The 13273-nt window shown below is 56.6% G+C and carries 8 protein-coding genes; all 8 read left to right on the forward strand.

Annotated features, from left to right (window positions below):
* The first annotated feature begins 316 nt into the window (after positions 1–316).
* Complete coding sequence (gene mprF / locus FPT12_RS16005; RefSeq protein ID WP_145017355.1) at positions 317–2959, forward strand: bifunctional lysylphosphatidylglycerol flippase/synthetase MprF; 2643 nt, start codon at positions 317–319, stop codon at positions 2957–2959.
* On the forward strand, positions 2959–4254 hold the full coding sequence (locus FPT12_RS16010) for a virulence factor family protein (protein WP_145017357.1): 1296 nt from the start codon (positions 2959–2961) through the stop codon (positions 4252–4254). Before mprF ends, FPT12_RS16010 begins: the two co-directional genes overlap by 1 nt.
* A 390-nt stretch (positions 4255–4644) precedes the next feature.
* Positions 4645–8121, forward strand: a complete 3477-nt coding sequence (gene hsdR, locus FPT12_RS16015; protein WP_145017359.1) for a type I restriction-modification system endonuclease — start codon at positions 4645–4647, stop codon at positions 8119–8121.
* A 79-nt stretch (positions 8122–8200) separates the two neighbouring features.
* A complete protein-coding gene (locus tag FPT12_RS16020; RefSeq protein WP_145017361.1) occupies positions 8201–8839 on the forward strand; it encodes a hypothetical protein in 639 nt (212 codons plus the stop codon).
* Between the two features lie 2 nt (positions 8840–8841).
* Positions 8842–9546, forward strand: a complete 705-nt coding sequence (locus tag FPT12_RS16025; protein WP_145017363.1) for a hypothetical protein — start codon at positions 8842–8844, stop codon at positions 9544–9546.
* Positions 9547–10233, forward strand: a complete 687-nt coding sequence (locus FPT12_RS16030) for a protein phosphatase 2C domain-containing protein (protein ID WP_145017365.1) — start codon at positions 9547–9549, stop codon at positions 10231–10233.
* A gap of 60 nt (positions 10234–10293) precedes the next feature.
* Positions 10294–11841, forward strand: a complete 1548-nt coding sequence (locus tag FPT12_RS16035; RefSeq protein ID WP_145017367.1) for an N-6 DNA methylase — start codon at positions 10294–10296, stop codon at positions 11839–11841.
* Entirely contained in the window at positions 11834–13180 is a 1347-nt protein-coding gene (locus tag FPT12_RS16040; protein WP_145017369.1) for a restriction endonuclease subunit S, read from the forward strand. The genes FPT12_RS16035 and FPT12_RS16040 overlap by 8 nt, the downstream gene beginning before the upstream one ends.
* Positions 13181–13273: the final 93 nt, after the last annotated feature.

Raw genomic sequence — 13273 nt, forward strand, 5'->3', positions numbered from 1 at the left:
ACCCGAAGGTCGTCGGTTCAAATCCGGCTCCCGCAACCAAACATCAAAAAAGGCTGCTCGAAAGAGCGGCCTTTTTTGTATCTGTAGAAAAGTCCTTTCGCAACAATGATCTGGCAACGTGCTACGAACCTTTGGTGCTCTTCAGGGTCCACCAGATCAGGTTATGCTGAGTCGCAGGCAAGCCTCTCTACGATTGAATGTGCGTAATCCCCAATGTTCGGTGATACGCGTTAATATTTGTAATTATTTTTTCTACAGGGATTGGTAACTTGGCTGGATACCCCCATCCTGTCGCGCACAATCCAAGAGGTGATTGATGCGCGCCAACTCGTCTGATTCACAAGACACCGTCACAGCGACACAACCGATCACGGCCACCCGTCTGCACTGGCTGGATCTGGTCAGCAAGTACCGTCAGCCCATTGGCCTGGCGGTCACGTTGCTATTGTTCGCTATCGCGTTGATTGCCTGTCGCCATCTATTAAGCGAACTCGATCTCTACGCCCTGCACGACTCGATTCTGGAAGTGCCGAGGCCGGCCCTGCTCGGCGCATTGGGTGCGACCATTGCAGGCTTCATCATATTGCTCGGCTATGAATGGTCAGCCACGCGTTACGCTGGCGTGAGCTTGCCGCCGCGCACCATGATTCTGGGTGGTTTCACCGCATTCGCCATCGGTAACGCCATTGGCCTGTCGCTGCTGTCCGGCGGTTCGGTGCGTTACCGCCTGTATGCACGTCACGGGCTCGGGGCGTCGGAAGTCGCCCACATGACGCTGTTTGCCAGCCTGTCATTGGGCTGCGCTTTGCCGCCGCTCGCAGCCCTGGCGACACTCAGCAACCTGCCTGCCGCATCCACCGCGCTGCATTTGTCACAGCCGCTGCTGGGCGGGATCGCAATTGCCGTGCTGCTGCTCTGCTCCGTGTTGGCCATTGGCATTTACCGCCGTCGCCTGCCGGATCAACCTTATCCGGATAACTTGCTGGTTCGCGCCGGTCGACGCACGTTGCGCCTGCCGGGGCGTCGCCTGACCTTCCTGCAATTGGTGATTACCGCACTGGACGTGGCAGCCGCCGCGACCGTGCTGTACCTGCTGCTGCCCGAAGCGCCACCGTTCGGCGCCTTCCTGCTGGTCTATCTGCTGGCCCTGGCCGCTGGCGTGCTCAGCCATGTACCGGGCGGCGTCGGGGTATTCGAAGCGATTCTGCTGGCGGCCTTCGCCGACAAACTCGGCGCTGCGCCACTGGCCGCCGCCCTGCTGCTGTATCGCCTGATCTATGTGGTTCTGCCGCTGTTGGCGGCTTGCGTCCTGCTGCTGATCAATGAAGCGCAACGCCTGTTCAACACCCGTCAATCGCTGCGCGCCGCCTCGGGCATGGCCGCACCGGTACTGGCGATCCTGGTGTTCCTGTCTGGCGTCGTACTGCTGTTTTCCGGTGCGACACCGGAAATCGACACCCGTCTGGAACACATCGGGTTCCTGATCCCCCATCGCCTGGTCGATGCCTCGCACTTCGGTGCCAGCCTGATCGGCGTGCTCTGCCTGCTGCTGGCTCAAGGTCTGCGCCGTCGCCTCTCGGCCGCCTGGATGCTGACCACCATTTTGCTGATGATCGGCGCCGTGCTCTCGCTGCTCAAAGGCTTCGACTGGGAAGAAGCCTGCCTGATGATCCTGACCGCCAGCCTGCTGGCGATCTTCCGTCGCTCCTTCTACCGTCCAAGCCGTTTGACCGAAGTGCCGTTCTCGCCGCTGTACCTGGTGGCCAGCCTCTGCGTGTTGGGCGCCTCGATCTGGCTCCTGCTGTTCGCCTATCAGGATGTGCCGTACAGCCATCAACTGTGGTGGCAGTTCACCCTGGACTCCGATGCCCCACGCGGCCTGCGCTCGCTGCTCGGCGCGGCTGTGTTGCTGGTGGTGGTGTCTCTTACCTGGCTGCTGCGCACCGCGCGCCCGGTGATTCATCAGCCCGACGTCGCAGAACTGGATAAGGCCCTGAAGATCCTGATGGCCTCGTCGCAACCGGACGGTGGCCTCGCCCTGACCGGTGACAAGGCGCTACTGTTTCACCCTAACGACGAAGCGTTCTTGATGTATGCGCGTCGTGGCCGCAGTCTGGTGGCTCTGTACGACCCGATCGGCCCGACCCAGCAACGCGCGGAGATGATCTGGCAGTTCCGTGACCTCTGCGACCTGCATCACGCCCGTCCAGTGTTCTATCAAGTGCGCGCCGAAAACCTGCCGTACTACATGGACATCGGCCTGACCGCAATCAAGCTGGGCGAAGAAGCACGGGTTGACCTGCATCGCTTTGATCTCGAGGCCAAGGGCAAAGAGATGAAAGACCTGCGCTACACCTGGAACCGTGGCACCCGCGATGGCCTGTCGCTGGAAATCTACGAACCGGGTCAAGCCCCCATGGAAGAGCTGAAGGTCATTTCCGATGCCTGGCTGACCGGCAAGAACGTTCGCGAGAAAGGCTTCTCCCTCGGCCGTTTCAGCGATGATTACCTCAAGCACTTCCGTATTGCGATCATTCACTTTGAAGGTCGCCCGGTGGCATTCGCCAACCTGCTCGAGACGTATAGCCACGACCTGGCCAGCCTCGACCTGATGCGTGCACACCCGGACGCGCCCAAGCTGACCATGGAATTCATGATGGTCGGCCTGATTCAACATTATAAAAATCATGGATATGCACGTTTCAGTCTGGGCATGGTGCCGCTGTCGGGTTTGCAACCCCGTCGTGGCGCGCCACTGACCCAACGCCTCGGCTCGATGGTGTTTCGCCGTGGCGAGCAGCTCTATAACTTCCAGGGGCTGCGCCGCTTCAAGGACAAATTCCAGCCTGACTGGGAACCTCGTTACATGGCCGTGCCCGCCGGACTCGATCCGCTGGTGGCACTGGCCGATACCGCCGCCCTGATTGCGGGCGGCTTGACTGGATTGGTGAAACGCTGATGATTCAACGCTCCTGGCGGTATGTATTAGCCACTCTGGTGGTGCTGGCTGTGATCCTCGGTGGCGGTTTCTGGTACTGGAACCGCCCGGCACCAGAGCCCACCCTCGAACTGCTGACGCCCATTGATGGCCCGGCAATGACCCGGGTCATCCCCGGCACCACGCCGCGTGCGCAGGTGGTCGTCGCGGTGAACGAAGATCAGAAGCTCAGCGACAAGCAGCTGATGACCCTGAGCCGTGGCGGTGCCGCGCAAATCGTTCAGGTGGTCCTGCCTACAGACTGCACGCAGCAAGGTAATGCCCTGCAGGCGGCCTTCCAGCAGCTCAAGGGCCCTGCGACCCTGGTCAGCGGTATCGGCCCTGGCGCCATTCTGGCCTGGCGCTGGCTGGCCGAGCAGAAAGATGACAAGTCCCAGGCCGTTTCGGTGGACCTGGCCCTGGAAAAGCCCGGCTGCACACAACAGCTGCCAAAAAGCGCAGCTCACGGTCACTGGCTGGTCGCATGGAACGATAACCCGGACGACACCAGCGCCGGTTTCGTGCGCGATCAACCGAATGCCGAAACCAGCATCAGCGACTACGACATCAACCTGCCGCAAGTCCTCAACAACGAACTGCGCAAGATCCTCGTCGGCGCTGACAAGGGCAACGGCGGCCTGAACATTCCAGTGGTCGAAGTGCCTGCCGGCCAGGCCAAGGACACCGTCACCCTGTTCCTTTCCGGTGACGGCGGCTGGCGCGACCTGGACCGTGACGTGGCCGGTGAAATGGCGAAGATCGGCTACCCGGTGGTCGGCATCGACACCCTGCGCTACTACTGGCAGCACAAGAGCCCTGAGCAAAGCGCCATTGACCTTGCCGAACTGATGCAGCACTACCGTCAGAAGTGGGGCACCAAACGCTTCATCCTGACGGGCTACTCGTTCGGCGCCGACGTCTTGCCCGCGATCTACAACCGCATGCCGGAAAGCGAACAGCAACGGGTCGACGCAATCATCCTGCTGGCCTTTGCCCGTACTGGCAGCTTCGAAATCCAGGTCGAGGGCTGGCTCGGCAATGCCGGTAAAGAGGCCGACACTGGCCCGGAAATGGCCAAGCTGCCAGCCGACAAGGTGCTGTGCATCTACGGCGCAGAAGAAATCGCCGAGAGTGGCTGCACCGACAAGACCGCTGTGGGTGAAGCCTTGAAGCTGCCGGGCGGCCACCACTTCGACGAGAACTACCCGGCCCTGGCCAAACGCCTGGTCAATGCGATCGAGAAACGTCAGAACAAGGACAAGGTCACAGAACAGTGACCTGAACCGTGCTCAACAAAAGCCCCCGTTACTGCAAGGTACCGGGGGCTTTTTCATGCTGCACCCGACTCGACCGGACGACACAGCTCACCTGTAGGAGCAGCCGGGCGGCGTTCCGTCTGCTCGCGATAGCATCACCTCGGATTGCCTGACACATCGAGGCGCCTACATCGCGAGCGAGCATCTTCAATGCAGTGCTGCGATCCGCAACCAAATTCCAACCCCATCGCTGATGATGCCACTGCGAATAACTTTCAAGGCAATGGGCGCAGGACTAAGCCCTCCCAAGCCATAGCCAAATCTGGTCGATCTTGAGTAAGCTCAATGTAATATTGCGCACACTAAGCTCAACTACGCGCAATCAAGGGACGAGCATGCATAGGATTGAACATGGCCGCGAACAGTAACTTCTCCTTTCTCCAGGAACACGATCCCGTTTTCCTTCAGCTTGCGAGCACGGCCGAACAGATCTTTGCCAGCGATCCCAACACCACATTGATGAAGCTTCGGCAGTTGGGCGAGGCTTTGGCTCAAGATTTGGCCAGCCGGGCGGGTATTGATTTCGATGCAACTACCACGCAGTCGGACCTACTCTACAAATTAGGTCGGGACATCCAGCTGGATCAAAATATCCGCGATCTGTTTCGAACACTTCGTGTCGAAGGCAATAAAGCCACCCACCAATTTCGTACCCAACACCGCGAGGCAATGGATGGGCTCAAGGTCGCTCGCGCTTTAGCCATTTGGTACCACCGTTCGTTCGGCAAGAAAGGCGACCAGTTTCAACCTCCCCCCTTTGTTAAACCGGATGACCCCAGCGCCCCGCTGCGCGATCTACAAAGCCAGATTGAGCAACTGAAAGCGCAATTGAGCGAGTCCAGCCAGAAGCTTGAAAGCAACCAGCAGTTGACTGAGTTGAAGAAGCGCGAGGCCGAAGAGTATTCCGTTCTAGCAGAGCAAATGGATGCTGAATCTCGCCTTTATCAGCAGCAAGCCAAACAGCATGAAGCCGAGCTGGCAAAGTTGCGCGTTGAGCACGAGCAACGCATTAAAGCTTTGCAAATTCAACTATTGACCCAACCCCAGGCCTCGTCTCAGGTCATGCATAACACAATGCAGGCCACCCATAAATTCGACCTGAGTGAAGACCTCACCCGTATCCTCATTGACCAGCAACTCGTCGACGCGGGGTGGGAAGCTGACTCCCTCGATCTGATGTACAGCAAAGGGGCCAGACCAGAGAAAGGCAAAAATAAAGCTATTGCTGAGTGGCCCACCAGCAGCCCAAAAGCCTGTGCCGACTACGTTCTTTTCACCGGTCTGACGCCGGTAGCCATCGTTGAAGCCAAGCGTAAACGCATCAACGTTGCGGATCGTATTCCCCAAGCTGAGCGTTATTCTCGCGAATTCAAATTTGCTCCAGAACATCTACAGCCATGGCTACTCGCCGGGCACTCCGCACCGTGGAATGATGGAGAAGGGGCAGCTTTCCGAGTGCCCTTTGCCTTTGCCTGCAATGGTCGCCCATACATCAAGCAGCTCGCCGAACATTCCGGGACCTGGTTCCGAGATCTGCGCAGCCCCGCTAACACATCCCGGCCGCTGCAAGACTTCCATAAACCCAATGACCTACTGGACCTGCTCAAACGCAGCCAGGCAGAGGCTGAAGCCAAGCTCAAGGAAGAAGGCTTTGCCTACCTGAAATTGCGTGATTATCAGGAAAAGGCGATCCATGCAGTAGAACAAGCGTTAGCCAACAACCAACGCGACTGCTTGCTTGCCATGGCCACCGGCACCGGTAAAACCCGCACCATCATTGGCTTGATGTATCGCTTCCTGAAAGCGGAGCGCTTCAAGCGCATTCTGTTTCTGGTCGACCGCAGCGCCCTCGGCCAACAGGCTATCGACTCGTTTAACGACACTGCCCTTGAGCAAAACCACACTCTCGCTCAGATCTACGACATCAAAGAGCTGGGCGATATGGCAGCCGAGGCGGAGACCCGCATCCAGGTGGCCACCGTGCAGGCCATGGTTAGCCGTATTTTTCGCTCTGACACGCCGCCTTCGGTTGGCGAGTTCGACTGCATCATCGTTGACGAGGCCCACCGTGGTTACACCCTCGATCAAGAGATGAGCGAGGGCGAGTTGGCCGTTCGTGATCACAATCAGTACCTCTCACAATACCGCCGTGTGCTGGATTATTTTGACGCGTGCAAAATCGGCCTGACCGCCACCCCGGCCAAACACACTAGCGAGATTTTCGGTAAGCCGGTGTTCACCTACAGCTACCGCGAAGCCGTGGCGGATGACTGGTTGATCGACCATGAACCACCGATACGCTACGAAACCCAGCTCAGCAAAAACGGCATCCGATTTGAAAAGGGAGAAAAGGTCAGCATCATCGATACCCAGACCGGTGAAATTGATGTCGCCGAACTGGAAGACGAACTCAACTTTAATATCGAGTCGTTCAACCGCCGGGTGATCACGTCTGCTTTTGACAAAGTGATATGCGATGCCCTAGCCAATGAGCTGGACCCCTTCGGCGAAGAAAAAACCATGATTTTCTGCGTCAACCAAGCCCATGCCGAACGGGTGAAAAACCTTCTGAATGCGGCCTTCAAAGACGCTTACGGTGAGCAATACAACCAAGCGACGGTGCAAATCATCACCGGCCAGAGCGACAAAGTTGAACAACTGATTCGCAAGTACAAAAACGAACCACACCCCAGCATCGCGATCACAGTTGACCTGCTCACCACTGGCATTGACGTGCCGAAAATCTGCAATCTGGTGTTTATGCGCCGGGTACGCTCACGCATTCTCTATGAGCAGATGAAAGGGCGCGCAACCCGACGTTGCGACGAAATTGGTAAAACGGTGTTCCGTATCTACGATCCCGTCGACCTCTACGCCAGCCTCGAAGCTGTCGACACCATGAAGCCCCTGGTGAAGAACCCGAATGTTTCGCTAGAGCAATTGGTCAGCGAACTCACCAGTGATGCCAGTCACGACGCTCCCGGCAACCAGGACGACAGTAGCCACGCCCACGATGTGCTCGACGTACTCAGCCAGCGCATCATGCGAATTCTGCGCAAGGCCGACCACAAAGCTGAATCCAAGCCCTCCCTGAAGAAAAAACTCCAAGAGCTTGAAGATATTTGGGGCGTAGAACCTGCAAAACTGCACAAGCATCTGCACGAACTGGGACCCAAGCAGGCGGCCCAGTTTATTCGTCAGCATAGTCAGTTGCTGACCCAACTGGATGCAGTCAGCAACCTGATGGGCTCGGAAAACTATCCGATTATTTCCACCCACCGTGATGAACTGATGGTGCGTGAGCAAAGCTACGGTGCCTATCACAAACCTCAGGACTACCTCGAAAGCTTCCACGACTTTGTCCACAGCCAGCTCAACCAATCCGCAGCCTTGGGCGTGGTAGTCAATCGACCGAAAGACCTCACTCGCGAACAACTGCGTAGTGTCCGCTTACTTCTGGATCAGCACGGATTCAGCGAAGTCAGCCTGAAAAGCGCCTGGCGCAACCAGACCAACCAGGAAATCGCTGCGAGCATTATTGGCTATATCCGCCAGGCCGCTATCGGCGAAGCTCTGCTGCCCTTCGACCAACGCGTGGCCAATGCGATGCAGAAAATCTATGCCCTTCAGCAGTGGACGCCGGTACAACGCAAATGGCTTGATCGCCTGGCAAAACAATTGGTGCACGAGGTGATCATCGACACCCAACAAGTCAACGAGGCCTTCCAGAACGATGGCGGCATCAGGAGCTTGAATCGCCACCTCGGCGGCAACCTGGATAAGGTACTGGAAGCCTTGAACGACAATCTGTGGCCCGAGGTCGGCTGAGTCGGTTGACAGGGGCTAAGCAAAAACGCCTAAACTGTCCTCAGTCCTAGGACAAAGGACAGTTGCTAACCGAGGCCCAATGAAGAGTCAAGACGTACTTCTGCTGATAAAACTGATCTGCCTGGAACAGCGCGAGCGCCTGCAGCGCCAGCTCGACAGCGAAACATCAGAACTGATCAAGCTCAGCGATACCGACACCGCCGACCAATGGCAAGGTTGGGATGATCACTCAGAACAGGACCCGCCCGTTCATAACGACAGCTACTCTGTTCGCGCCCTGCAAGCCTCACTCGGCATCAGCAAAACCGAAGTCGCCTCGGCACTGAAACGCTGTCAGCAGATTGGGTTGCTCCGCATAGACCCAAACACCCAGCTACCTCGGGTCAACAATAAAGCGCTTTTGGGCTTTATTGAAAATGGCTTGCGTTATGTCTTTCCGGTCAAGCCCGCCGAAATTGTTCGCGGTATCCCAACCAGCTTTTCCGCCCCTGTGTTACAGGGCAAGCTGATGAGTGGCGGCGACCTGATCCACGTTTGGCCAGACGCCTACGGCAATCGCAAAGGGCAGTCCATAACCCCCCTGTTCAAGACAGTACCGGGTGCGGTCAAAAGGGACTCCCTTTTGTATGAATACCTGGCGCTGATAGATGCCGTTCGCCTGGGCAATGCCCGGGAAGCCAATCTTGCGAACCAACTGCTGCGCGAGAAGATTTTGTAATCATGAGCCGCACACAAAACATTCAAATGCTCGAAGTCGTCGCCAAGGCGCTCGGGGAAGGCCTGTGCCAAGAGGTCGCGTTCGTCGGTGGTTGCACGACAGCCTTGTTGTTGACCGATGAATTCAGCCTGGAAGAGGTGCGCTATACCGACGATGTCGATTTGGTCGTGCACCTGACCGGCTATGCCCAGTGGCAACAGTTGGTCGAACAACTCAAGCAAAAGGGCTTCAAGCAATCGCCGCAGGATGAGGTTATTTGCCGCATGCGCCTGGGCGAGCTAAAAGTCGACTTCATGCCCGAAGACGCTGAAACCGCAAACCTTTTGGGCTGTAACAACCGCTGGTTCACCGATGGTTTAGCCACCGCGCAATGGCACGAATTGCCGAGTGGCTCTCGTATTCGCCTGTTCAGCCCGCCCTACTTCCTTGCCAGCAAACTTGAAGCCTACGCCGGTCGCGGTGCCCAAAACCCACTGGGCAGCCAAGACCTTGAGGACATTCTCAACCTGGTTAACGGCCGCGAAGAATTGTTGACCGAAGTAGAATCTGCCGTCCCCGAACTCCGTGCCTATCTGACCCAGACAATGGCTGAGCTGCTGGTGAACAATGACTTCGGCTACCTGGTGCAGGACGCCGCTCGCGGTGATAGCGAACGTGAACAGATCATCTGGCAACGTTTGCATCACATCGTCCGGGTAACCACCTGAATGCTCGCCACTGTTAAATGGCATACCCAAGCAGGCACCCTCACAGCGGACAACCGTGATGCCTTTGCCCATGCCCATGCCCATGCCCATGCCAGTCTCTACGTGATCGCCGATGGCAGCAGCAGTCATCCTCGCAGCGGAGAATTGGCCCAGGCCCTGCTTAATGATCTAACCATCGGCTTTAACCCGTTACTGACCACGGAACTGAACGCAGAGCAACTGGCCGAAGCACTGGTGCGGATAATCGCCAGCAGCCATCAGACGCTACGTGACGATTTCCCCCTCGCAGCCTGCAGCTATCTGGTGCTTTGCCTGCTCCCCGATACCGCATTCACTGTTCATGAAGGTGACTGCTGCCTCGGCGCCATTGAAGATGATGGTGAAATCAGTTGGCTGAGTGCTGTACATTGCGCGCCCAACTGGCAGGGCGACCTGACCCATGCGCAAATTGCACAGGCTTCATCGCGTCATGCCTTGACTCGCTGCTTCAGCGCCCGGCGAACGAGCAGCCCCGAAATCAATTACTGGCCCGCCCGCCCCAATCAACACTGGTTGCTGGCAAGCGATGGCTTCTGGGCCGGCTTGTGTGCCCAGGAACAACAGACATTTTTGCGTGACGGCCACCTGCCCGCCCCGCCCACCGATGACGACATCAGTTGCCTGAGCGTCATCACGCGAACGACTTGATGAGCCGAACCGCTCAGCCTTTTCGACGCCTATTCAGACCCATTTTTTAGAGCACTTCCCATGAACAACAGCGACATCGTCCAAAAGCTCTGGAACCTTTGCGACGTCCTGCGCGACGACGGCATCAACTACAGCGACTACGTCACCGAACTGGTGTTGCTGCTGTTCATCAAGATGGAATTCGAACAGGTTCAGAACAACGACAGCTTCAACCACAAACTGCCCGTAGGCGCTCGTTGGCCGGACCTGAACAGCAAATCCGGTCTGAACCTGCTCAACCACTACCGGCAGATACTGCTCGATCTGGGCAAAAACACCGACCCACTGATCGCCGCCATCTACGCCGATGCCCAGACCCGCCTCAAAGAGCCGCGTCACCTGGAACAACTGATCAAAAGCCTCGACGGCATTGACTGGTTCAGCGCCCGTCACGATGGCCTTGGTGACCTTTATGAAGGCCTGCTGGAAAAGAATGCCAGCGAAACCAAATCCGGCGCCGGTCAGTACTTCACCCCGCGCCCGTTGATCGACAGCATCATTAGCTGCATCAAGCCTCAGGCTGGTGAAGTCATTCAGGATCCCGCGGCCGGCACTGCGGGCTTCTTGATTGCCGCAGATGCCTACATCAAGAGCCACACCGACGATCACTATGACCTTGATGAAAAAACTCGAAGCTTTCAGCGTAACCGCGCTTTTGTCGGTGTAGAGCTCGTACCTGGCACACGTCGCCTCGCGCTGATGAACACCTTGCTGCACGGCATGGAAGGTGATGAGGAAGGCGTTGTGCACTTGGGTAATGCCCTAGGTAAAACCGGGGAAGAACTGCCGAAAGTGGATGTAATACTTTCGAACCCGCCTTTCGGTACAGCCAAGGGTGGCGGCGTTCCGACGCGTGGAGACCTCACTCACAAGACCAGCAACAAGCAATTATCCTTTCTCCAACATATCTACCGCGGGCTCAAACCCGGTGGCCGCGCCGCAGTCGTGCTGCCGGACAACGTTCTGTTTGAAGCAGGCGTCGGTACTGATGTGCGTCGTGACTTGATGGACAAGTGCAATCTGCACACCATCCTGCGTTTGCCTACCGGTATCTTTTACGCTCAGGGCGTGAAGACCAATGTGCTGTTCTTCCAGAAAGGCGCCACCGATAACCTCCGTCAGGATCAAGGCTGTACGCAGCGGGTGTGGGTGTACGACTTGCGCAGCAACATGCCTAGCTTCGGCAAACGAACACCGTTCGGCGCTTCTCACCTCAAGCCTTTCGAAGATGTCTATGGCGAAGACGCCAATGGCAACAGCCCGCGTGCTGAGAATGTTGAAGGCATTGGTGAGTTCAGTCGCTTCCGTGTGTTTACTCGCGAGCAGATCGAACAGCGCGGCGATTCGCTGGATATCAGTTGGCTGAAGGATTCCGACAGTCTTGATGCAAGCGACTTGCCGGCGCCCGAAATATTGGCCGGCGAAGCCATGGCCGAATTGACCGAAGCTCTGCATGAACTGGAAGAGCTGATGAAGGCGCTTGGGGCTGGGGACGAAGTGGCGGCACAGAAGCAACTGATGGCAGAAGTGATGGGATTGGTGGTTGCTCTGGAGAATGGGGATGAATGAGTTGCCAACGGGGTGGGTTACCGCTTGCATTCGCGATGTTGCTGACATAAACCCCAAACAGGTCTTCGACGATCACTTGGCAGCAGGCTTTGTGCCCATGTCCCATGCCCCGACCAATTTCCGGGACAAGCTGCGTTTTGATGACCGCAGTTGGGGCGACATCAAGAAGGCCTATACGAATTTTAAAAATGGCGACGTAATATTCGCCAAAGTGACTCCTTGCTTTGAAAACGGCAAAGCGGCGTTTGTTGAAGATCTACCTAATGGTATAGGTGCGGGAAGCAGCGAATTTTTTGTACTGCGTCCATGTAATGAAGAGGTGTCAGCCAAATATCTGCTGGCGTTAGTTAAAAGCCGTGGATTCATGCGTGAAGGCGCATCGAACATGACCGGAGCAGTAGGCCTACGCCGTGTACCAAAACAGTTTGTTGAAAACTACCCAATACTGGTTCCACCAGCAGTGGAACAAATACGCATATCCCAAAAACTTGATGAAGTCCTTGACCAAGTCGACACCCTCAAGGCCCGCATCGGCGCCATCCACACCTTGCTCAAACGCTTTCGCCAATCTGTCCTTGTAGCAGCTGTTTCCGGGCGGCTGACCGAAGAGTGGCGAAGGACATTCTGCGACTTTGAAGAAGGTCCAGTCAGTTTAAAGTTGTCGGACGTAGCCTTAGAAATAGTCGACTGCCCTCACTCCACGCCGAAATGGCAATCCCATGGCAAAAAGTGCGTTAGGACAACTGAGTTTAGTCCTGGCTTCTTAGATGTAGATGCAGCCGGCTTTGTTTCTGAAGAAACTTTTGCTGAACGAACCAAAAGAATAAAACCTACGGAGGGCGATATTCTGTATGCCCGCGAGGGCACCGTCGGTATTGCATGCTCTATTCCCCCTAATGTTGAAATTTGCATGGGCCAACGCATGGTTCTGATTAGAGCCGGGACTCGAGTCCACCCAACATATTTACTACACACATTAAACTCAGAAATCACTCTATCCAAAGTCCGCTCACTCATCATGGGAAGCACAGCCCCTAGGGTAAATGTAAAAGACCTCAAGAACTTCGAGATACTAGTTCCATCTCTCGAGGAGCAAACCGAAATCGTCCGCCGCGTAGAACAACTCTTCGCCTTCGCCGACCAACTGGAAGCCAAAGTCGCCTCTGCCAAAAGCCGCATCGACTACCTGACCCAAAGCATCCTGGCAAAGGCCTTCCGCGGCGAACTCGTCCCCCAAGACCCGAACGACGAACCCGCCAGTGTGCTGCTGGAGCGCATCAAGGCCCAGCGCGCCGCCGCTCCCAAAGCCAAGCGTGCGCAAAAAAGTGCGCGCGTTTAGTTTCGTTTACTGAAGGTGTCGCAATATCGGATGACGCCCGCAGACGTTGTAGGCAAACTCCGAATCTCGTATATGGGCACTTTGATGCCTTGT

The organism is Pseudomonas sp. H3(2019), from assembly GCF_007713465.1.
GTDB lineage: Bacteria > Pseudomonadota > Gammaproteobacteria > Pseudomonadales > Pseudomonadaceae > Aquipseudomonas.

What these genes read in the sequence shown, in the direction of transcription:
- mprF (WP_145017355.1), top strand. Translation starts at nt 317, where the DNA reads ATGCGCGCCAACTCGTCTGATTCACAAGACACCGTCACAGCGACACAA.
- FPT12_RS16010 (WP_145017357.1), top strand. Translation starts at nt 2,959, where the DNA reads ATGATTCAACGCTCCTGGCGGTATGTATTAGCCACTCTGGTGGTGCTG.
- hsdR (WP_145017359.1), top strand. Translation starts at nt 4,645, where the DNA reads ATGGCCGCGAACAGTAACTTCTCCTTTCTCCAGGAACACGATCCCGTT.
- FPT12_RS16020 (WP_145017361.1), top strand. Translation starts at nt 8,201, where the DNA reads ATGAAGAGTCAAGACGTACTTCTGCTGATAAAACTGATCTGCCTGGAA.
- FPT12_RS16025 (WP_145017363.1), top strand. Translation starts at nt 8,842, where the DNA reads ATGAGCCGCACACAAAACATTCAAATGCTCGAAGTCGTCGCCAAGGCG.
- FPT12_RS16030 (WP_145017365.1), top strand. Translation starts at nt 9,547, where the DNA reads ATGCTCGCCACTGTTAAATGGCATACCCAAGCAGGCACCCTCACAGCG.
- FPT12_RS16035 (WP_145017367.1), top strand. Translation starts at nt 10,294, where the DNA reads ATGAACAACAGCGACATCGTCCAAAAGCTCTGGAACCTTTGCGACGTC.
- FPT12_RS16040 (WP_145017369.1), top strand. Translation starts at nt 11,834, where the DNA reads ATGAATGAGTTGCCAACGGGGTGGGTTACCGCTTGCATTCGCGATGTT.